General features: G+C 71.5%; 18 protein-coding genes and 1 pseudogene. 14 read left to right on the top strand and 5 right to left on the bottom strand.

Annotation, left to right across the window (positions count from 1 at the left end; genetic code table 11):
* Positions 1–50 precede the first annotated feature (50 nt).
* From blsG to bla, 10 genes are all read left to right on the top strand, one after another.
* Complete coding sequence (gene blsG / locus B4N89_RS38315; protein WP_078981153.1) at positions 51–1,217, top strand: arginine 2,3-aminomutase; 1,167 nt, start codon at positions 51–53, stop codon at positions 1,215–1,217.
* On the top strand, positions 1,214–2,392 hold the full coding sequence (locus B4N89_RS38310; protein WP_078981152.1) for a DegT/DnrJ/EryC1/StrS family aminotransferase: 1,179 nt from the start codon (positions 1,214–1,216) through the stop codon (positions 2,390–2,392). Before blsG ends, B4N89_RS38310 begins: the two co-directional genes overlap by 4 nt.
* The gene (locus B4N89_RS38305; protein ID WP_235619203.1) at positions 2,389–3,636 is read left to right on the top strand and encodes an ATP-grasp domain-containing protein; all 1,248 of its coding nucleotides are present in this window, start codon (positions 2,389–2,391) and stop codon (positions 3,634–3,636) included. The genes B4N89_RS38310 and B4N89_RS38305 overlap by 4 nt, the downstream gene beginning before the upstream one ends.
* Positions 3,633–4,979, top strand: coding sequence for an MFS transporter (locus tag B4N89_RS38300; RefSeq protein WP_078981151.1), 1,347 nt, complete (start codon positions 3,633–3,635; stop codon positions 4,977–4,979). Before B4N89_RS38305 ends, B4N89_RS38300 begins: the two co-directional genes overlap by 4 nt.
* A 136-nt stretch (positions 4,980–5,115) precedes the next feature.
* Positions 5,116–7,008: a hypothetical protein gene (locus tag B4N89_RS38295; RefSeq protein WP_078981150.1), complete on the top strand. Its 1,893-nt coding sequence runs from the start codon at positions 5,116–5,118 to the stop codon at positions 7,006–7,008.
* A 54-nt stretch (positions 7,009–7,062) separates the two neighbouring features.
* The gene (locus B4N89_RS38290; protein ID WP_078981149.1) at positions 7,063–7,680 is read left to right on the top strand and encodes a class I SAM-dependent methyltransferase; all 618 of its coding nucleotides are present in this window, start codon (positions 7,063–7,065) and stop codon (positions 7,678–7,680) included.
* A gap of 43 nt (positions 7,681–7,723) precedes the next feature.
* On the top strand, positions 7,724–8,257 hold the full coding sequence (locus tag B4N89_RS38285; RefSeq protein ID WP_078981148.1) for a nucleoside 2-deoxyribosyltransferase: 534 nt from the start codon (positions 7,724–7,726) through the stop codon (positions 8,255–8,257).
* A gap of 123 nt (positions 8,258–8,380) precedes the next feature.
* Positions 8,381–9,742, top strand: a complete 1,362-nt coding sequence (locus tag B4N89_RS38280; protein ID WP_321170748.1) for a M1 family metallopeptidase — start codon at positions 8,381–8,383, stop codon at positions 9,740–9,742.
* Positions 9,743–9,917: 175 nt separating this feature from the next.
* The gene (locus B4N89_RS38275; protein WP_078981146.1) at positions 9,918–11,138 is read left to right on the top strand and encodes a serine hydrolase domain-containing protein; all 1,221 of its coding nucleotides are present in this window, start codon (positions 9,918–9,920) and stop codon (positions 11,136–11,138) included.
* A gap of 75 nt (positions 11,139–11,213) precedes the next feature.
* A complete protein-coding gene (gene bla / locus B4N89_RS38270) occupies positions 11,214–12,122 on the top strand; it encodes a class A beta-lactamase (RefSeq protein ID WP_078981145.1) in 909 nt (302 codons plus the stop codon).
* Between the two features lie 48 nt (positions 12,123–12,170).
* Here bla and B4N89_RS38265 read toward each other — a convergent pair whose 3' ends face one another.
* Positions 12,171–12,725 (bottom strand): hypothetical protein, encoded by a 555-nt coding sequence (locus tag B4N89_RS38265; protein ID WP_235619202.1) that lies wholly within the window; start codon positions 12,723–12,725, stop codon positions 12,171–12,173.
* Positions 12,726–12,878: 153 nt separating this feature from the next.
* On the opposite strand from B4N89_RS38265, the pseudogene B4N89_RS38260 reads away from it, so the two are divergent.
* A pseudogene (locus B4N89_RS38260) lies at positions 12,879–13,402 on the top strand (peptidylprolyl isomerase).
* Between the two features lie 253 nt (positions 13,403–13,655).
* Complete coding sequence (locus B4N89_RS38255; RefSeq protein ID WP_078981144.1) at positions 13,656–14,684, top strand: alpha/beta fold hydrolase; 1,029 nt, start codon at positions 13,656–13,658, stop codon at positions 14,682–14,684.
* A gap of 7 nt (positions 14,685–14,691) precedes the next feature.
* Here the strand turns inward: B4N89_RS38255 and B4N89_RS38250 are convergent, their stop codons facing one another.
* Together B4N89_RS38250 and B4N89_RS38245 are read right to left on the bottom strand one after the other, a co-directional pair.
* Positions 14,692–15,717 carry a hypothetical protein gene (locus B4N89_RS38250; RefSeq protein ID WP_078981143.1) on the bottom strand — a complete coding sequence of 342 codons (1,026 nt, stop codon included), beginning with the start codon at positions 15,715–15,717 and terminating at the stop codon, positions 14,692–14,694.
* A gap of 115 nt (positions 15,718–15,832) precedes the next feature.
* The gene (locus B4N89_RS38245; protein ID WP_161500958.1) at positions 15,833–16,273 is read right to left on the bottom strand and encodes a nuclear transport factor 2 family protein; all 441 of its coding nucleotides are present in this window, start codon (positions 16,271–16,273) and stop codon (positions 15,833–15,835) included.
* A gap of 91 nt (positions 16,274–16,364) precedes the next feature.
* On the opposite strand from B4N89_RS38245, the gene B4N89_RS38240 reads away from it, so the two are divergent.
* On the top strand, positions 16,365–16,916 hold the full coding sequence (locus B4N89_RS38240) for a winged helix-turn-helix transcriptional regulator (protein ID WP_078981141.1): 552 nt from the start codon (positions 16,365–16,367) through the stop codon (positions 16,914–16,916).
* 175 nt (positions 16,917–17,091) lie between these two features.
* Positions 17,092–18,219 carry an MFS transporter gene (locus B4N89_RS38235; protein WP_414646464.1) on the top strand — a complete coding sequence of 376 codons (1,128 nt, stop codon included), beginning with the start codon at positions 17,092–17,094 and terminating at the stop codon, positions 18,217–18,219.
* Between the two features lie 63 nt (positions 18,220–18,282).
* Here the strand turns inward: B4N89_RS38235 and B4N89_RS52815 are convergent, their stop codons facing one another.
* Together B4N89_RS52815 and B4N89_RS38230 are read right to left on the bottom strand one after the other, a co-directional pair.
* Complete coding sequence (locus tag B4N89_RS52815) at positions 18,283–18,411, bottom strand: LPFR motif small protein (RefSeq protein WP_268812575.1); 129 nt, start codon at positions 18,409–18,411, stop codon at positions 18,283–18,285.
* A 243-nt stretch (positions 18,412–18,654) separates the two neighbouring features.
* A complete protein-coding gene (locus B4N89_RS38230) occupies positions 18,655–21,447 on the bottom strand; it encodes a helix-turn-helix transcriptional regulator (RefSeq protein ID WP_078981140.1) in 2,793 nt (930 codons plus the stop codon).
* Positions 21,448–21,577 lie beyond the last annotated feature (130 nt).

Raw genomic sequence — 21,577 nt, 5'->3', positions numbered from 1 at the left:
CCCGACCGAACGCCTCGTGTCGCCGAAGGCCCGTCAACCCTGGAGCCGCCATGTCCACCACACCCCTCGACACCGACACCCAGGCCGCCCCCACGATCGTGCGCCCCGATGTCCCCGACTCGGACTGGAACGACTGGCACTGGCACATGCGTCGACGCATCACCAACGTCGACAAGGCCCGGCAGTGGATCAACCTCAGCCCCGAGGAGGAGCAGGCGATCGCCGGGGTGGCGGGGCGATATCGCTGGAGCGTCACGCCCTACTACGCCTCGCTGATGGATCCCGACGACCCGCTGTGCCCCGTGCGACAACAGGCCGTGCCCGCGGGCGGCGAACTGGTCGAGTTCACCGGCGCGGAGGTCGACCCCGTCGGCGACACGTACTACCGCAAGACCAACCGCGTCGTGCACAAGTATCCGGACCGCGTCATCCTGCTGGTCACCGAGGCGTGCCCGGTGTACTGCCGGCACTGCACGCGCAAGTTCCACACCACCGACGTCAACGGCACCTACTTCCGCGACGACGAGGGCGAGTCCTTCGACGAGGATCTGCGCTACATCGCCGATCACCCGGAGATCCGGGACGTGTTGCTGACCGGCGGGGATCCGCTGTCCTATCGGGACGGCAAACTCGAGGAGATCATCGCGGGACTGCGGGCGATCCCGACCGTGGAGATCATCCGGATCGGCAGTCGATTCCCGGTGTTGTTGCCGCAGCGCATCACCGACGAACTGTGCGAGATGCTGGCCCGCCATCACCCGGTGTGGATCAACACCCACTTCAACCACCCCAAGGAGATCACCCCGGAGGCGAGCGCGGCGGTGGACCGCATGCTGCGTCACGGGATCCCGGTCGGGAACCAGACCGTGCTGCTGCGCGGGATCAACGACGACGTCGCGACCATGCGCACGCTGATGACGGAACTGCTGCGCATCCGGGTCCGCCCGTACTACCTGTACCACTGCGACAACGTCACCGGCGTCTCGCACTTCATGACCTCCGTGGCCAAGGGCTGGGAGATCATGGAGGGCCTCCAGGGCCACATCACCGGGTTCGGGGTGCCGCAGTACGTGCTGACCACCCGCCTCGGCAAGATCCCCATCGCGCGACCCTACTTCAGCGTCACCCCCGACGGCCTGCGCCTGCGCAACCACAAGGGCGAGGAAATGCTCGTCGACAACGCGGTGTACCCGATCACGGAGGCGGACGCGCAATGACCCTGGACAAGCGACTGGGACAGCGCTTCCTGCCCTACGGCGCGAACTGGCTCGACTGGTCCGACATGACGGAGCTGCGGGAGGTCATCGACCACCGGGTGTTGTTCCGCTACCAGACCGAGACCGAGAGCATGGCCTCGCGGTTGGAGCGGGTCACCTGCGAACGCCTGGGCGCAGCCCACACGTTGGCCGTACACAACTGCACCGAGGCGCTGAGGCTCGCGCTGATCGCCACCCGCCCGCGCATCGGGGACCGGGTGTACATGCCGGCCGTCACGTTCGTGGCGGTGGCCGGCGCGGTGTTGTCCTGCGGGCTGATCCCGGTACTGGTGGACGCCGACGACTCGTTGTCGCTGGACCCCACGCTGCTGCCGGCCGACGCCGAACGGGTGATCGTGGCCCACATGGAGGGCACGGTGGCCACGCTGCCCGAGGGCGTGCCGTATCTCATCGAGGACTGCGCCCAGTCCCTCGGCGCCCGCTTCCCGGACGGCCGTTCGGTGGGGACCGCGGGCTACGCGGGGACCTTCAGCTTCCACCACAACAAGATCCTCACCTCGGGCGAGGGCGGGTTGGTGATCAGCAACGACGAGCAGGCCTGGGCGGCGATGCGCCGCTACCACGACCACGGCTCGGCGCGGGTGCCCGGGCGCTATCCCACCTGGAACGAAGACGCCCACTACGGCGAGAACTTCGTCACCGGCGAGCAGGTCGCCGCGGTCCAGTGCCAGCAGTTCCGCCACCTCGACGAGCTCCTCGAGGGGCTGGAGCGCATGTACGCCATCGCGATGCGGGACCTGCCGGACCGTGCGGACCTGGAGGTACGGCCGCGCGCGGCGGGCGACGCGAAGGTCAGCCTGCGCTTCCGCTGCCGCGACCGCGCCCTGCGCGACGCCGCCGTGGCCGCGCTGACCGCCGAGGGCATCGCCAACTGGACGCTGAACAAATACCTGTTGCCGGAGCATCCGGTACTCACCGGCCGCCGCTCGATCTACGCCGACGGCTTCCCGTGGAATTTCGCCCCCGAGGGCTCGCTCATGCTCAGCCACGACGGATTCGCCCGTACCCGCGACCGGTTGGACCGCACGCTGTGTGTGCCGCTGGCCCCGGAGTTGCCGGAAGCGGAACAGGTCGCCGCGGTCAAGGCGATCCGACGCGTCCTGGAGGCGGTGTGAGCACGGGGCGGGCGCCCGCGCTGCTGATGGTGGACGACCGTGCCTCCTCGTTCACCCGCTACGCGGCGCGGGCGTTGCCCCAGGAACTGGTCCTGCTGCGGTTCGCCGAGGCGCGTGGCGATCTGCGGGAGGACTACCTGAGCGAGACCGCGCACCTGCCGGCGTTCTGGGTTCGCGAGGGGGCGCCCCTGGCAGAGGAGGCCAGGCGCTACCGGGAGTGGGCCGCCGAACTGCCCACGCCACCCACCCGGTTCTGCAACCCCTCCGAGCCGCGTCAGCACGTCGCACAGCGCTTCGCCGCCCTGGCCGGGTTGCCCCACCTCGGCGAACACCAGGTGGCCTGGGTGCGCGACAAGGCCGCGATGAAGCGGCGATTTCGCGAACTCGGCCTGCGTACCGCCGCCTTCGACCGGGTGCGGTCGGCGGCCGAGGTGGAGCGGTTCGCCGCCGAACACGGCTGGCCGCTCGTCCTCAAGCCGGTGGACTCGTTCGCCTGCGTCGACACCCACCTGCTGCGCGGCCGGGACGCGGTGCGGGACATCGACCTCGCCGCCCGGGACTTCATGGTCGAGCAGTACCTCGGCGGCACCGAATGGGAGGTGTGCGCGCTCATCCACGACGGCGAGGTGCTGAGCGCCTGGCCCAGCGCGATGCCCCACCGCCCGCTGGCCATCGTCGACGGCGCGATGAACGCCAACATCAGCGTCGCCACGGACGAGGGCCCGGCCGTGGATCTGCCCGACCTGCTCCAGCGCATCGTCACCGGCATGGGCATCGACCACGGATACGCCCACATGGAGTTCTTCGTGGTCGACGGGCAGGTGTACGCCGGCGAGATCGGGATCCGACTGGCCGGCTGCGAGATCCCCGCCAACCACGGACACGCCTACGGATTCGACGTCTTCGCGGCGACGCTGGACGTGTACCTGGGGCGCCGCCCCCGCCTGGACTACCGCGAACGCCGGTGCGCCGGGGATCTGCTGCTGCCGCTGCCCGGATCGGGAACGGTGCGCCGGGTCACCTCGGCGGACGAACTCCTGCGCCTGCCGGGCGTGGTCGACGCGGTCGTGCGGGCCGGGGTCGGCGACTCGGTGACGGCCCGCCGCGCCTCGCACAACGCCTCGGGGCACGTCCACGTCGTGGGCGAGTCGATCGGGCAGGTCGAACAGCGCATGAGGGCGGTCCTGGACGCCTTCACGATCGAGGTGGCCCCGGTCCGCGAACCCGATCCGGTGTCCGGATGACCGCCGCTCCGCGTCGGGACGGCACCGATACCGGGATCGACGCCGGATCCGAGGTCGCCCCGGGCCCGGCCGCCGGGAACTCGGCACCGGCGGCGGCTTCCGGGCCCGACGGTGGGCTGCTCCCCCGCTTCCGTGCCCTGCTCACCCGCCCGGGCGTCGCCGGTGTGGCCTGGTGGAGTGTCGTCGCCCGGTTGCCCGTCTACCTGATGTCGCTGGCCATGGTGCTGACGATCCGCGAGCAGGGCGGGAGTTACCCGCAGGCCGGGCTGATCGCCGCGCTGTATACGGCGGGCATGGCCCTCGGCAGTCCGCTGATCGCCCGGCTGCTCGACCGCGACGGCCGCCGAGGCGTGCTGATCGTGACCGGCCTCGCCTATCCGGCCACGCTCGCCGCGCTGGTGTGGGCCACCCGACCCGGTTCCTGGGCGCAGCCCGTCCTGGCCGTCGCCTCGGGCATCGCACTGCCGCCGACGAACGCGTGCATGCGGGCGCTGTGGGCGCGCATGCCGCTCGACGACGCGCAACGCGAGACCGCCTACCTCTGGGAAGCCCTGCTCACCGAGGTCCTGGTCATCGGCGCGCCACTGATGCTCGCGGCCCTGATGGTGTGCGGATCCGCCGGAACGGCGCTGACCGTGGTCGCCGTCGTCGGCGGCGCGGGCGCCCTCGGCCTGGCCTGCGTGCGCGTGCCCACGAGCCCGGAGGCGGCGACCGAGTCCGGCCCGGAGGGGGTCGCCGCCCGGGATACGCCGCGCCACCCCCTGCGTGATCCGTCGATGCTCGTGCTGATGGGCGTGATGGCGGCGAGCGCCGTCCCGATCGGTCTGATGACGCTGGCCATTCCGGCCTCGGTGTCCGCGCACGGATCGAGCGACGGCACGGGAGTCGTGTACGCGTGCTGGGGAGTCGGCAGCGCACTGGGCGCGCTGTGGCTGGGGCGTGCCCCGTCGCGGGTCGCGATGCATGTGCGCTTTCCCCGGCTGGTGCTCGCCTACGCGATCGGTACGGGGCTGACCGTGCCCACCACCACCCCGGTGACCCTGGGCATCGCCCTGGTGGTCGGGAGCATGCCGATGGCCCTGGTGTCGGCCGGCGAGATGACCCTCGTCGGCGCCCTCGCGGACCGGCGGCTGCTGGCACAGGCGTTCACCTGGGCGTCGCTGGCAACGGTCCTCGGGGACGCGGTGGGTCAACAGGTCGGTGGTCTGCTGATGGACCCGATCGGTCCGCGCGGTGTGTTCACGGTCGCGTTCGGCGTGGCCCTGGTGGGGGCGGGACTGGCCTTCGCGGGGCGCGGGTTGCTCGTTCCCGAGGCCGCGGCCCCGGCGCGGTGCGCGACGTGACCGCCCCGCTGCGACCGCTCCGCCGGGACCGTTCCGACCCTGCCATCGCCGTCCACCGCCCACGGAATCCCCATCCGCCCCCGGTTCGTCCCGTGCCCGACCGGGCCAATCCACATCACACACGAGGTCACCCGTCATGAACGCTCCCGTTGTCGCCGCAGCACCAGACCGCCCGGATCCGACGCCCGCCGGCGCGCTGTTCACCGTGGTCGACGTCGACCGACTGCCCCAGGCGGTGGCCGAGTTCCTGGTCGCGCCCGCGCACACCCCCGTGCCCGTGGCGTGCGCGGAACGCCCGGACCTGGCGCACGCCGTCGACCTGGCCTCGCGCCTGTACGCCGGGATCGAACTCCCCGAGCCCCTGGACGTCGGCGTCCTGCTCGGGGCGGAGGACCTGCCCGACGGCCTGCCCGCGCTGGCCCGCCCGCTCGCCCGCACGTGGGTCACCGAGCACGAACTCTGCGGCACGGCGGAGGCGTTCCGGCGTCGACACCCCGGGACACTGCTGCTCGTCGGGTGCTACGACCGGCTCAACCTGGACCCGATCCGCGGCCTGCTGTTGACCACCTACCGCGGCCGCGAGCCCGGCCTCACCCTGCTGAGCGGACGCGACGCGGCCTCGGTGGCCTGGAATGTGGCCAAGCAGTACACCTCGACACCGGCCGCCGGGGTCGACGCGATCGGCCTGTTCACCGACACCGACCGCCCGCCGCACCCGTCCGGGGTCCGGGTGTTCGACGACCGGGATTTCGAACGGGTCGACATCCGCGCCGAGGTCCTGGGCACGCGCTGGCACCGGGTGGCGTTCCAGGGGCACGGCAAGGACGACAGCGTCAACCTCGGCGAGTTCACGATCTGCGGCCTGAACGCGGCCGTGCCGGCCCGGGCCGGACTGCTCGGGCCGCGCTGCGCGTACGGACTGCCCTGCTACAAGCCCGAGGACAAGCTGATCCCGCTCAACCGCGTGGAGGCGGCCGAGGTGGTGCTCAGCGCCTGCAACAGCGGACCGCTGGCCGACCTCGCGCTGTACGACCCCCGGTATCAACTGCTCCTCAACGCCCTGGACGGACCGGCCCGCACGGTCGTGGCCGCAGTCTCCGTGCACGACTCCGACCGGCCGGAGAACGTCGCGTGGATGCGCGCGGCCCTGGCCGGCGCGGACTCCGTGGACACCCTGAACGCCGGTCTCGCCGGATCGCACCCCTACCCGGCGTTCATGCGCTTCGGATTGCCCCGCACGCCCCGGGACATGCCCGCGCCGACCCCCTCCGAGCACCGCCCCGACCCGCTCGTGCTCACCGTCGGACGGCGTCTCACCACCTTGCTCACCTCGGAACTGCTGCCGCACAACCACGCGTTGCGTCCGAGGCTGGTCAAGCTCGCGCGCAAGGTGGACCTGTGGCTCGCCCGGCCGACGCATCTCGCCGACCAGTCGCCCGACGAGATCCGCTCCTCGCTCACGGCCGACCTCCAGTCGCTGGACCACGTGATCACCGAACAGGTCGTGGCGAACCCCGAGAACGAGATCATGAGCTACCCCGCGCACTTCGGCGACCGCAGTTCGCTCGACCCGCAGGTGCGGGAGGTGGCCTGCCACTGCGGGCGCCCCGCCCAGGAGTTCACCCGGCGCGGACTGCTCCCGCACGTCTCGGACACGATCTGCGCGGTCTGCATGCGCTGCGGCGACGTCACCTTCCGGGTGCCCGAGGCCCCGTCCCTGCTGGCATACGCGGCCGACGAGGTCGCGCAGGGCGGGGTGTTGGAGGTGCGCGTGGCGCTCCGGGCCGCCCGGCCGGGACCGGTACGACTGGGCCTGTTCGTGCCTACGTACCTGCGTGAGGACACGACCGTGGAACCGGCCGCCGTCCGCATCCGGGCCGTGGACGACCGGCCCCGGGACGTCACCTTCCGCGTCCGGTTCGCCGCGGAAACCGCGCCGCAGGCCTACTACTTCACGGTCTTCGCCGTGCAGGACCTCGCCGTCTCGACGGCACGCCGCCACTTCGGGGTCGTGCCGCGCCCGACCTGAGAATCCGCCCGCCCACGAACCCCCTTTCCCTCGTCACCGCAAAGGACGGATGCCATGGAAACCCGAGACAAGCCCGAGATCGAACTCGTCGAGCAGGACGGCGAGGTGACCCTGAGCATCGGCGGCGAACAGGCCATGCAGGCCTGGGAGCGCGACCTGATGTGGGCCAGTGCCGACATGTTGTGCGAGTACGGCCGGGACTTCTACGAAGTCGGCCTCGGCCTGGGGCTGTCCGCGCTGCGCATCGCCGGCAACCCGGCCACCCGCAGCCACACCGTGCTCGAACTCTTCGACGAGGTCGAGGAGTTGTTCCGCAGCGAGCACCCGACGTTGCCCGACAACCTCACCATCGAACGCGGCGACTTCTTCCAACGCGTCTTCGAACTGCCGTCGGAGAGCATCGACGGGATGTTCTTCGACCCCGCCCTGGACATGGACGTATGGAAGGACGAGGCGCTGTGGGCGAGGACCATGCCCGAGGTCGTGCGGGCGCTGCGCCCCGGCGGGGTGTTCATCCCCTTCTTCAGCACCCGGCCGGAACTGCGGTGGCAGTACCTGCCGCACTTCCGGAGCATCCGGGTCGAGTCGCATCCGTACCAGGCGTACGCGGGCACCGAGTACACGTACGGCACCAGCGGCCAGGCGTACATCCAGTGTTTCCGCAAGACCTGACCACGCCGTTCCGTTCCCACGATCTCATTCCGGAGGCAGCCGCATGACCATCGCCCCCTCGACCGACCAACTGTGCGGCCTCGACGTGAGTTCGCTGTTCCTGGCCGGGCCGTTCATCCAACTCCTCGACCCGGCCACCGGCGAGATGCCGGAGCATGCCCGGGCGCCCTTCGACATCCTGATCCGACACTTCGAGGCACGCGGACTCGCCGTGCACAACGCGCACCGCCGCGAGGCATGGGGCGCCGAGTTGATGCGCCCGGACCAGTGCACCGGCCTCGACCAGGACGAGATCCGCAAGGCCGACGTCTTCGTCGCGCTCCCGGGCTTCCCCGCCTCGCCGGGCACCCACATCGAGATGGGCTGGGCCAGCGCCTTCGACAAGCCCATCGTGCTGATGCTGGAGGAGGGACGGGAGTACACGTTCCTCGTCCAAGGGCTGCACACCGTGGCCACGGTGGAGTATGTGGAGTACGCGCAGGGCCGGGACATCGCGGAATACCTGCCCGAAGTGGACGCGGCGCTGCACCGGGCGGTGTCCCGGCACCGCGAGCGCACTCGCAAGAGCGAGGGCTGAGCGGCACGTCGCCGCACCGGCGGGTGGCCGAGCGCGGGCTCGGCCACCCGCCTCCACACGTCGCCGATCCGACGGGGACAGCGAGGGGATCGCGATGGGGACAGGGGTTCGATGAGAATTGCCGTGGCCGCCCTAGCCGCCCTGGCCACGTTCGTCGCGGGGGTCGCAGCGAGTTCCGGGTCGGTGCGCCCGGAAGGGGCACGAGCGTTCACGGCGGCGCCGGCGGAGGCGGTCCGCACGCCGGCGGCGCCCCGCTACACGGTCGAGGTGACCGGGGACGCCTCGGGGAGCGGGTGGACCGGCCGCGAACGGGTGGGGTTCACCAACGTGTCGGCCGCGCCGCTCGGCGAGGTGTACCTGCGGTTGTGGGGCAACGCGCACGGTACGTGTTCGGCGCCGCCGATCGAGGTCTCCGAGGTCACCGGCGGTGTTCCGGCGGGCCTGTCCGTCGGCTGCACGGCCCTGCGGGTCGTGTTGGGCGAGCCGCTGCGCCGAGGGGAGAGCGCCACGATCGGCTTCCGGCTGCGGATCCGGGTCCCGGCCGGTATCGACCGGTTCGGCCACGACGGCGACCACGCCTTCCTCGGCAACGCGCTGCCGGTGCTGGCGGTTCGGGACGGGACGGGCCGGCACCTGGACCCGTACACGAACACGGGTGAGTCCTTCTACTCGCTCGCCGCCGACTTCGACGTCACGCTCGACCACCCGTCGAACCTGCGGGTACCGGCCACCGGCACCTCGGTCCACCGTCCGGGCGCACCCGGACGCACCGTCACCACCGCAACGGCGCGCGACGTACGGGACTTCGCCTGGGCGGCGGGGCCGTTCACCGCGGTATCCGGGACCTCCGCGACCGGCGTCGAGATCAACGTGTATGCGGACGGCGGCGTCGAAGCGGCCGACGCCCGCGCCATGTTGGAGGTCGCGCGGGCGGCCGTCGACGCCCACGCCGGGCGCTTCGGCGCGTACCCGTACACCGAACTGGACATCGTCCTGGACGACGACCTGTGGTTCAGCGGCATGGAGTATCCGGGCTTCGTCCTGGACCGCGTGCGCCCCACGGCGCTCGTGCACGAACTCGCCCACCAGTGGTGGTACGGGATCGTGGGCAACGACGAGTACGACGACCCGTGGCTCGACGAATCGTTCGCCGAATACGCGACGGACCTCGCGCTCGGGAAGACGGGGGAGGGGTGCGGGAGCGAACTGTCCTGGGCCGCGCCGACGGAGCGGATCACGAACTCGATGCGGTACTGGGACGCGCACCCGGCACGCTACGAGACGGTGGTGTACGACCACGGCAAGTGCGCGCTGCACGAACTGCGGCGTCTGATCGGCGAACCCGCGATGGAGACGCTGCTGCGCGACTACGCCGCCGCCCACCGGTACGGGATCTCCACCACGGCGGAGTTCAAGAAGGCGGCTCGGGCGGCCGCTTCGCGGGACCTGACGCCGTTTTGGGCGCGGTACCGCATCGACGGCTGACGGTGCGCGTGCGGGGCACGGACCCGTAGGGGGGATCCCCGGCAACGGCGGCAGTGCTTGAGGGAGTTGCTGCCCCGATGGACCAGGGTCGGTGTCCTCCGCGCCGACGATTCGCGCGGACGGCGGGCCTCGCAGACTGAAGTGGCGATGTCCCTTCGATCCTTGGGAAGAGCCCATGCGTACCCGTACCTCGATCCTTGCCTCAGCTCTCGTCCTGACCCTGGCCGCCGGCCCCTTGGCCGCACCCGCGTTCGCCGCGGACGCGCCGGCGCCGGCGGCCGTACACACCGAGCCGAAAGGCCCGGACGCCGAGGCGCTGGCCGCCGCGTTGGCCGGATTACCGGATGCGACCGCGACCGCGGCGCTCGTTCGGGTCGGCGGTACCGAGGGGGTGTGGCGCGGCAGTTCGGGTGTGCACGATCTGATCAGTCGTCGGGACGCGGACGCCTGTGCACGCTTCCGGGCGGGGTCGACGACCAAGGTGGTGACCGCCGCCGTGGTGCTGCAACTCGCCGCCCACAACACGATCGACCTGGGGGAATCCGTACAGCACTATCTTCCGGGGCTGTTGGAGTCGGGGCGGTCGCATGTGCCCTTCAAGCCCGTCACCGTACGCCAGTTGCTCAACCACACCAGTGGCATCCAGGCCGGTGACGGCTTCGGGGACACCTTCGAGGAGGCCTACGCGCACCGCTTCGACACCCTGAAGCCCCGCGACGTGGTGGCATCGGCGGTGGCGAAGGGCCCGGAGTTCGACCCGGGCACGCGGCAGCACTACCTCAACATCAACTACACAATCCTCGGCATGCTGATCGAGAAGGTGACGGGAGACTCGTACACGTCGCAGGCCACCCGGCGCGTGTTGCGCCCCGCCGGCATGACGAGCACATACTTCCCCGGCACTGATCCGCGGATCCGCGGCCCGCACAACCGGGGCTACCAGGCGGTCGCGTGGGCCGACGGCACGACCGAGTTCGTCGACGTCACCGACTGGAACCAGGCGGACCGCTGGGCGGCGGGCGACATGATCTCGACGACGGCCGATCTGGAGCGGCTGATCACCACGCTCTTCCGGGGCCGCATCGTCCCCCTGCCGCAACTGCGGGAGATGTTCACGGTCCCCGCCGACATCCCGGGCGCGAAGATGAGTGCCGGATTCGAGCGCTTCGAGTACGGCGGCAAGGTCTACTGGATCAAGTCGGGCGCCCGCTACGGCTACAGCACGGTCATCGCCGCACCCGAGGACCTGAGTCGCACGCTGGTCGTGTCGGTGGGCTCCACGGACGCGAAGGGCGAATCGATGAACCCCGTGGTTCAGCGCATCAGCCTGGCTGCCCTGAAGGAGAGCCGGGAGCCCTCGGCCCCTGACGGCGGGGCGAGTGTGTTTCGGGTGTAAGGGATCTCGGGGGAGGGCAGGCGGGAAGATCGCCGGCCTGTGCGCCGGTCGGTGTCCGAGGCGAGGGAGACGGTTGTGGAGTTCGGTCCGAGTCGGCGCGGGGTTCTCGGTGGGGTGGCCGCGGGGGTCCTCGCCGTTGTTGTTCCGGGTGCCGGAAGCGCCGTCGCGCGGGGTCTGGACGACCGGGGGGTCGTCGGGCGGTTGCGGGCGCTGGAGCGGGCGCATTCGGCGCGGCTCGGGGTGTTCGCGTGTGATGCGGTTTCCGGGCGGGCCGTGGTCCATCGTGCGGATGAACTGTTCCCGATGTGTTCGTCGTTCAAGACCATCGCGGTGGCCGCGGTGCTGCGGGACCTCGATCGGGACGGGCAGTTCCTGGGCAGTCGCATCCGGTACACGGAGAAGGACGTCACCGAGTCCGGGTACGCGCCGATCACGGGGCGGCCCGAGAATCTGGCCGACGGCATGATCGTCGCGGACCTGTGCGCCGCCGCCATCGCCTACAGCGACAACGGGGCGGCGAATCTGCTGCTGCGTCGGCTCGGCGGTCCCGGCGCGGTGACCGGTTTCTGTCGGTCCGTCGGGGACGAAGTGACTCGACTAGACCGGTGGGAGCCCGCGCTGAATTCGGCGGAGCCGGGGCGGGTGACGGACACGTCGAGTCCGCGTGCACTCGGCCGGACCTACGCCCGGCTCGCGCTGGGTGGCGCGCTCGACGCGCGGGACCGCGAGCGGTTGACCGGGTGGCTGCTGGCCAACACGACCGGCGGCAAGCGGCTGCGGGCGGGGCTTCCCGCGGGCTGGGTCGTCGCGGACAAGACCGGCACCGGAAGCTGCGGCACCACCAACGACGTGGCCATCGTCCGGCCGCCGGACCGGGGGCCGATCGTGATGGCGGTCCTGTCCACGAAGGACGACGCCGCGGCGCCGGCCGATGAGGCGCTGCTCGCCGAGACCGCGACGGTGCTCGCGGAGGCATTGGGCTGACGTGTGCGGGGGCGGGGCGGGGGCGGCCATCGTCCCCGGCCGGGTTCGCTACCGCGGGTCCCACCAGGCCGGTGACACGTCGATGGACCATACGTCGCCCGCCTGATGATCCTGCGGGCCGGGTGGCTCGTGGTCGCCGCGGGCGTAGGGGTCGGGATCCGCGATGACGAAGATGCGGGCGCCGGATTCGGCCACGCGGTAGCGATGGATGTCGCCCGTCCCGTCGTCCGTTTCGACCGTGTGGCCCAGACCCGTGACACGGGCCCGGAGCTCGTCGAAGCGGATGCGGGGCGCGAACGGCCCGTACCTCCGGGACAGGGGCGACGGCACCGTGCGCCGAGTGCGATCGTGGATCAGCCGGTGGATCTTCACGCCGAAGCCGAAGCAGGCCATCCGTCCTCCCGGCGCGGGCGCGAAGGAGATTTCCACGAGCCCGTGATCCCGCCGCAGGAGTCCGTCACCCGGAACGTCGAGGTGGTCCGGCCCCACAGCGGCTTCCCACGTGTCGGGATCGTCGCCGATGCCTGCTCCGAGGACGGTGCGGGCCGTGGCGACGAGGGCGTAGAAGTCCGGATCGGATGGGTCGGACAGTGGGCCGGTCACCTCCACAGCCTACGTGTGGGAGTGCGGGCGGGGGGCGGGGTTTTCGGCGGGAATCCGTTGTTGTTGCGGTGCGGGTGGGTCTGCGGTGGGCGATTGCGTGCTTGCATGTGGCGGGCGGCCCGCACGGGTCGCGCATGAGAGGACGGGATATCGATGGCGGAAGAACTGATTGCCACGCTGAACACGACGCTCGGACAGGTCGTCGTGCGACTGTTTCCCGAGCACGCGCCGGAAACCGTCGCCAACTTCGTCGGACTGGCCGACGGCAGTCGCCAGTGGCGTGATCCGTCGACCGGCGCGCCCGGGAAGGGAGCGCTGTACAACGGAACGATCTTCCATAGGGTGATCGACGCCTTCATGTCCAGGGCGGCGACCCCGAGGGAACGGGCATGGGCGGGCCGGGATACGAGTTCGAGGACGAGTTCCACCCCGCCCTGAAGTTCGACCGGCCCTACCTGCTGGCGATGGCCAATGCCGGACCGGGAACCAACGGCTCCCAGTTCTTCATCACCGTCGCCCCGACGTCGCACCTCACCAACCGGCACACGATCTTCGGCGAGGTGGTCCAGGGCCGGGAGGTCGTCGACGCCATCGCGAAGGCCCCGACGGGCAGGAACGACCGCCCGCTCACGGACATCGTCATACAGTCCGTCACCATCGAGCGCCGGCAGTCCTGACCCATGCCGATCGTGGTGCCCCGCCTCGGAGGTCGGAGGTCGGAGGCACCACGATCGCGCACCGGGCTACCGCCCTATCGGCCGGACTTGCCATAACCGCAAGATTTCGTGCCGCCGTGGTGTGGGCCGGCGAGGCTGGGGTGCGTCGAACGAGCCGCTGGTTGCCGGGGTCGTTCGGTTCCCGTAGTCACCGGGTGCCGTCGGGCGGGTTTCGCGGACGGCCGGTGATCCCCCGTCCCGAGGGCAGGAATACATGAATTTCGGACCAGGGTTGTTGCCGCGTCGCCTTCTTCGATCCGGGCGGGTGGTGGTGGCCTTCGTACTTGCGCTTCTGCTCACGGTCGGCGTTGCCGGCTGTTCGGCGTCGAGTGGCGACGATGTGCCCTCCTACGCCGCCGCGACTCGGGGTGATCGCGACTTCGAGGGTTCGTTTCGGCATGAGTTCGCCGATGTCGACGGCGTCCGCATGCACTATGTGACGGGTGGCAGCGGCACGCCGGTGGTGTTGCTGCACGGGTGGCCGCAGACCTGGTACGGCTGGTGGCCGATCATGCCGGAACTCGCCAAGCGCCACACCGTGTACGCCGTGGACCTGCCCGGACTGGGCGACAGCACCGGATCGCCGACCGGGTACGACAAGGCAACCCTGGCGCGGTACGTCCACACGCTGATCGCCGATCGGCTCGGGGTGCGTGACGCCCGCGTCGTCGGGCACGACTTCGGGGCCGCGGTGGCATTCCAGTACGCCGGGCAGTTCCCCGGCGACACGGCTCGGCTCGGCTACCTGGATCTGCCGTTGCCCGGACCCGCGATCGATGCGCGCACGTATCGAACGCTGAGTTGGCACATCGCTTTTCACTCCCAGCGGCGGGTCCCCGAGGCGGTCGTGGGCAATGACGTCCGGAAGTACCTGGCGCTGTTCTATCCCCAAGTCGCCTTCGGTGGTTCGGCGTTCGGCGGCAATTCGGACCGATCCCCGTTCGACGACGCGGAGGTCGAGGAGTATGCCCGCACCTACAGCCGGCCCGGTGTTCTGTCGGGGGGCTTCGAGCTTTATCGTGCCTTGGACAAGGACGTCAGCGACACCGTGGCGGTGGCACCGGTACGTGTGCCGACACTGCTGATGACCGCGCAGGGGCAACTCGACGCGATCCGGGGCACGGTGGCGCCGCGCGTGACCGACATCGTGCGGGCGGTGGATGTGCCGAACGCGGGGCACTGGCTGGTCGAGGAGAACCCACGTTTCGTGGCGGGGGAGTTGTCGCGGTTCCTTGACGGGTGATCCCCGCTCAGTCGGGGCGCGTGGCGGTGACCCGGTCGAGGTCGTCGCGGGCGGATCGGGCAGCGGCCGAGGCGTCTTGGGCCGCCTGGTCCGCGCGCGTCCGTTCGGCTTCCGCCTTGTCGGCCGCGGTGCCGAGACGGGCGGCCCGGGTGCGGGCCTTTTCGAGGCGGGTGGCCAGGGCTTCGGCCTCGGCGAGGGCTTTTGTGTGGCCGGCTCGGGCTTTTTCGGCGGCGGTGCGGCGTTCCCGGGCCGTGCGGGTTGCCTGCCGGGCGGACTTCTCCGCGGCGTCGACGGTGGTGCGGGCGTGGGCGAGTTCGGATTCGTACTGCTTTCGGGCGCGTTCGCGGGCGGCGCGCTCTTCGGCCGCGTGGTCGCCCTGCGTGGCTTTGGCGTCCCGGGCTCCCTTGGTTCCCTTGGTTCCCTTGGTTCCCTTGGTGGCCTTCCCCGTCTTCCCCGTCTTCCCGGCCTCGGCGGGTGGAGCGGCCTCGTCTCGCTCGGTCGTCGGGCCCGTCGGGGCGGCGGCGAAGGCGTCCTCGGGGTGCAGTGGGGCGGTGAGTCTGCCGGCGGCGAGTCGTTGCGCGGCTTCGGGGTCGGCCAGGGCCGTGTTCAGGGTGTCCTGGAGATCACGGAGGGTGGTGTCGCCGAGGGAGGGGTGGTCGTGGGAGGCGGCGAGGGCGAGGGCCCGGTGTTGGAGCGCGTCGATCACGCGGTGGCGTTGGCGGGAGAGTTCGCGCAGTTCGGGGCCCTGCAACTGCTCCTGTGCGTCGCGCATGGCGGCGCCGAGTCGGAGGAAGGCGTCGATTTCGTCGCGGTGTTCGCGGACCAGGAGGTTCGCGAGCCAGGCCGCCAGGACGGGGCGCCGCAGATCGCCGATCCGGCCTGCCAGGGCCCGGTCACCGCCGGCGCGGGCGGTGTGGGCGTGCGCGTCGCGGGCGGCGACGAACTCGTCGGGGGCGAGGCCGTACAACTCGTCGACGATCGTGTCCTCGTCGACGCCCGCGTCCTCGGAAGTCGGCTTCCCACGTGTGGCCATGGCCCCATGGTGGCGTCTCGGCACCGCCGCGTCCCGGTAGTCCGGGCGCGGCCGGCGTGTCGGCGATGCGCGGCCGCCGCCGTGTTCCCGGGTGACCGCCCCGCGCCCGCTCCGGTCAGCGGCCGCCCGCCGCCTGGGCGACGGCGTGGTGTTGGCGCTCGATCGCGGCGGCGAGGCGGGCCGTGTCCTCCAGGACGTAGTCGTCGACCATGCGGCCCCAGCGCAGGGTGACCCACTGGACGCCCTCGTTCTCGTAGCGGCTGCCGTCGGCCAGGGTCGCGGTGACGGCCAGCCGGACCACGACCGTCGTCTTCCACGGCCACCCCTTGGCCACCACGTCGGTCAGCCGCAGCCGCAGGTCGGGCAGCAGCCTGTACAGATCGGCGAACCACTGTTCGAACGCATCCCGGCCGACCAGTTCCGCGGCGGGCGCGGCGTCCCCGACGAAGCGAAAGCGCACCGTCGGCGCGGCCATGTCCACCGCCGCCCGGTAGTCGCCCCGAGCCATGCGAGCCCAGATCCTCCGCGTCTTCGCGCGCACGATCGTGTGGTACATGCCGGCCTCCGGCCTCGAACCAGTGACTTGTCTTCTGCAAGTCACCGTAGGCGCAGTGACTTGCCGAATACAAGGCACTAGCCTGATCCGGGTGAACAAAGACCGATTCGCGGACATGTCCTGCTCGGTGGCCCGTACCGCCGCCCTGATCGCGGACCCGTGGGCGCTGCTCGTGCTGCGTGACCTGTTCCTGGGATTGGTGCGTTTCGACGAACTGCGTCGCGATCTCGACATCGCCACGAACGTCCTGGCCGATCGCCTGGACCGCCTCCGGGCCGCCGGACTCGTGGTTCGGGAGCCCTACCAACAGCGCCCCGTGCGCCACGAGTACCACCTCACGGACGCGGGCCGCGACCTCTACGGCGTCGTCCTGAGCCTCCTGGCCTGGGGGGACCGGCACCTGGCCGTGGACGGAGTCCCGATGCGGCTGGTGCACAAGAGCTGCGGACGGCCGTGCACACCCACGGTGACGTGCGGTCACTGCGGCGAAGAGCTCGTCGACGAGGCGGTAGAGGTGCTCCCCGGCCCGGGCGGGCGCGACGCACCGGGCACCGCGGTCATCGCGCAAAGGCTCTTCGGGGCGCAGGATCGTGCCGACGACGCGGGCGAATCCGACGTACACGAAGCGGGTACGCGGCCCTGACGGGCGCGGCTCGGCCCTGCTGCCCGACGAATTCCGGTTGCGGCGGGGTCGGCGCGCCGGGTGGGGTGGTGCCATGGACGGTGTCACGGCGCGGATGCGAGCAAGATCGGGAGCACCCCTCGGCGGCCCGGTACGACCGGCTCCGTGGCACAGGGCGGCGATACTCGCGGCGCTGATGCTCGCCGCCTTCACCTTCAACACGGCGGAGAACCTGCCGGTGGGCCTCCTGGAGCTGATCTCCGCCGGCCTGCATGTGTCGGTGCCGGCGGTCGGCCTGCTGGTCACCGGCTACGGCGTGACCGTGGCCGTCGCCTCCGTGCCGCTTGCGCACCTCGTGCGGGCGGTGCCCCGACGGCATGTGCTCTCGGGCGTACTGGCCGCGCTCGTCGTGTCCAGCCTGGTCGCGGCGTCGGCGAGCGCGTACGGACTGCTGCTCGGGGCGCGATTGTCGACGGCGCTCGCCCAGGCGCTGTTCTGGGCGGTGATGGCGCCGGTCGCGGTCGGTCTGTTCGCGGCCGAGGTCCGCGGGCGGGTGCTCGGGGCGTTGTCCGTCGCCGGGTCGCTGGCCCTCGTCCTCGGCGTCCCCGCCGGGACCTGGCTGGGCCGGCACAGCGGTTGGCAGGTGCCGATGGCCGTGCCGGCCGGTCTGGGGCTCGTCTCCCTGGCAACGATCGCCGTACTGTTGCCGACTGCGCGGCCGGAGGAGGAGCAGGCCGCCTACGCCACCGCCCCCGACGCCCGCCGGTTCGCGATCGTGCTCGCGGCCGGGACCCTGTCCGCCTGCGGGGCGTTCGCCGGATTCACCTACATCGTGAAGTTCCTGGGCGACGTGAGCGGATTCGCCCCGAGCACGGTCGGCGTGCTCCTGGTCGTGTTCGGGGTCGCCTGTCTGGTCGGGGTGGGCATCACCGGCGCACTGCTCGACCGCTTCCCGTATGCCGCACTGGCCGCTGCGGTGGGCACGCAGGCGGTCGGCCTGCTCGGGTTGTACGCCTTCGGGGCCCATCCGGTGGCGGCGGTGGTGTTCCTGGTGCTGATGGGCGGTGCGCTCGGGCCGGTGTTCATGGCGGCGCAGAACGCGATGCTGCTGTGCGCCCCGGGACGCACCGACCTCGCCCTCGCGGCGAACTCCGGTGCCTACAACGCCGGTATCGCGGCCGGCGCCGCGCTCGGGGGCCTGACCCTGCCGTTCGTCGGCGCGCGCGGCACGTTCCTCGCCGGCGGGCTGGGAACGGTCGGGGCATGCGCGGTGCTCGGCGCCGGATGGGCGTGGCAGGCGCGGAGCGCTCGGGCGGTCGCCTGATCACCGCCCGCGCGAACCGCGGCAGATCGCATGTGTCGTCGGATCGCACCCGCCGTCGGCGGCTCAGTGCCGCCCGTGGGCGGAGTCCGAGGCGCCGCCGAACAGGCGGGCCAAGGCGCGGAACGGCAACGTGACAACGGTCGCGATGGCGCTCCCGATCTTGCCCAAGACGTCACCTATGGCTCTGAACATGCCTGCCTCCCGTCGACACACGCGCGCGATACAACAGTCATATCGTGCGGATGCCGCATAAACGATGTTTACCCTACGATCCATGGCTGCCCCGTGAAGTCGACGGGAAACGGACCCGATGGGCGCCCGGCGAGCGCCCGGCGCGGTCACCGTACGGAGCCGGTCGGGCGCCCGACGTATGCGGGGCGGTTGTCCACGCAGTCGCCTCGGAACAGGCCCGAGTCGGCGGCCTGTTCCTCCGGATCAGATGCCGACCGTCTGCGAGTGCGGCCCGGTGAACAGGGTCGAGGCCAGTTGCGCCCGGTCGTTGACGCCGACCTTGCGATACATGCGCGTCAGATGTTGCTCGACCGTACTGACCGTGATGTAGAGGAGTTTCGCGATCTCGCTGTTCGTGTGGCCCAGGGCCACCAGGTCGGCGACGCGCTGCTCCGCGTCGGTGAGCAGCGCCGACGGTGCCTTGGACTCGGCGTCGGGACGGTCCCGGTCCGCCGGGAGCAGCCTGCTCAGCGGCTCCGCCCCGCACGTGTCCGCGATGATCCTGGCCTGGGAGCCGATCACCCGGGCCCGCCGGGTCTCGCCGACCGCGTTGTACATGTCGGTCAGGTCGGCCAGCGCGCGGGCCAACTCGTAGCGATCCCCGCTCTCCTGCAACGCGTCGACGGCCTGACGCAACAGGGCCGGCCGCCGGTGCGGTTCGTGGGTCGCCGCCAACAGGCGCAACGTCGCCCCGCGAGTACGCGGCGAACTCCCGTGCTCGCCGCGGCTCGCCTGCTCCTCCAGTACGGCCCGGGCCCGGTCCCGCTCGCCCATCCGCAACCACGCCTCGCCGGCGTCGTTGCGCCACGCGATCAGCCCCGGCACGTCCATGCCCCAGCGGAGCATCAGCTCGCCACACCCCCGGAAATCCGCCAGCGCTCCCTCCCAGTCCCCGACGGCCATGCCGTACCGGCCCCGCGCGTGCAGATAGTGCAGGCCGGGTCGGCTGTGGAGCATGTGCTCCGGGATCGGCAGGTACAGCAGTTCGGCCGCCTCCTCCAGACGGCCCATCGAGGTGAGCGCGTTCAACAGACAGGACAGCGGCGCGCCGACCGCCGCGCCCCACGCGCCGATCGGGACCAGGTCGAACGCCGTCGTCGCGTGCAGCACCGCCCCGGGCAGATCGCCGAGACGGACGCAGATCTCCGCACGCAGCGCGTGCAGCCTGGCCTGGCTGCCCGTTTCGCCCCGCTGCAGCGCGGCGGCGATCAGTTCGTCGCAGTACGGCAGCGCCGACGCGGGACGCTCCGCGTAGATCAGCGCGAGCAACGCGCACTCGACGGTGTCCAGATCGGTGCCGTGCAGCCGGACGCCGTGCAAAATCCTTTCGGCGGTATGCACCACGTGGTCGCCGAAACCGCTGGTCAACACCGAGTCGAGCAGCGTCGCGGCGTCGTGGTGACGCCGACTTTCGGTCGAACCGGGCATGCCCGGCGTCGCCGTGTCGAACTCCCGCACGTGGAGCAGCAGTTCGAGCAGTAGGGGGTACGAGCAACGGATCCACATCCGGGCGGCGCGCAGTTCCGGTCCCGCCTCGGGGGTTGCGGCCCGACCCGATTCGACCAGAAGCCGCACCACCTCGCCGGCGGCGTCGAAGCGCCCGGTCCACACCAACGCCCGGACCACGGCCAGGATCTCGCCGCAGTCCGGGCCCCCGCCCGGGGTGCCCGTCGGGCCACCGACACGCACCGCCCGAAGCAGCTCGGGAATCCGTCGATCCAAAATCCCGGGTTCCAGCCGCCACTCCACCCGAAGCAACGCCACCGTGGCCCGCGCCAGTTCGCCCTCGCCCTCGCTCAACGCACAGGCCAGACGCAGACAGTCGACCGCGTGGGTACTGCGGCCCTCGGCCAGCGCGGACGACGCGGCGGCGTCGAGTACGGGCACCGCCCACGGTGCCCGCACCCCCCGGCCCGCCAGCAGATGCTCGGCGACCACGGTCGCGTCCGCACCGTCCGCGTACGCCAGTTCCGCCGCCTTCCGATGCAGCGCCGCCGTGCCTTCGGGGCCCAGATCCGCCAGGACCGCCGCTGCCGCCACCGGATGCCGGAACCGGCCCCGCTCCAGCACACCCGAGGCGTCGAGCACGCTCAGACACCGTGCCACCGCACCCGCTTCCAGACCCAGGAGTCGGGCGATCGGCTCCGGACCGCCCAGGACGGCCAGCGCCTGCGCCACCACCGCCGCGGGCGGCGGGCTCCGATGCAGGCACGAGAGCATCGCCCGCGTGTAGCCCGGTGACGACGCGTGTTCGCCGCGCCGGAAGTCGTCGAGGATCCCGTCGAGCAGCAGCGGGTTGCCTCCGCTCAACCGCTGCGCTCGAACCGCCACCTGCCCCGCCCGGTCCGCGCCGAGTCCGGCCGCCGTCGCCGCGACCCGTACCTGATCCGGGTCGAGCGGCGCCAAGCGCACACTGCGTACGTGCGGCAGCCGGAGCAACTGCTCGACGAAGTCGATGCTTTGCTCGTTCGCGCCGTCGCCGTGGCCGAACACCGCCAACAGCGGGGCGGTGTGCATGCGGCGGGACAGATAGGCCAGACACGCGAGCGAGGCCGGGTCGGCATGGTGGACGTCGTCCACCACGATGGCCAGGGGGCGGTGCCCGGCCGGGCCGAGCAGAGCCGCACACAACGACTCCACGATCTCGGCGTCCACCGCGGACAACCTGCCCGACGCCCCGTGCGGCGAGGCCGCCAGATGCGCCCGGGCGATCGCGAGCAGCCGGTCGACGCTCGTGCCGTCCGGGCCGGACGGCGCTGCCTCGTACAGCAGTTGGGCGACCACACCCAGCACGACGCCGGCCTCCGCCTCGGACCCCACAGCCGACCGGACCAGGCCGCCGGCCGCCCGTACCCGATGGGTGAACGTGGCCAGCAGTGTGGTCTTGCCCATGGCCACGGAGCCGCCGACGACGGCGATTCCGCTCTCGCCCGCGAGCGCGTCGTCGAGGAGTTCGACCAGCGCGGCGGTCGCGTGCGAACGATCCCGCGCGTTCATGTGCGGCTCGCGCCGTGCCGAGCGTCGGCCGGCGCCGGGCGATGGGGGAGTCGCGGGGGCAGGACCTCCGCGAACAGGGGCGGTGTGGACTCGGTGGGCGTGTGCGGCTGACGGCGATGGCGCTCGATGG

Origin of the sequence: Embleya scabrispora (genome assembly GCF_002024165.1) — a bacterium.
GTDB lineage: Bacteria > Actinomycetota > Actinomycetes > Streptomycetales > Streptomycetaceae > Embleya > Embleya scabrispora_A.
This window is presented reverse-complemented; position numbering and strand designations above follow the sequence as displayed.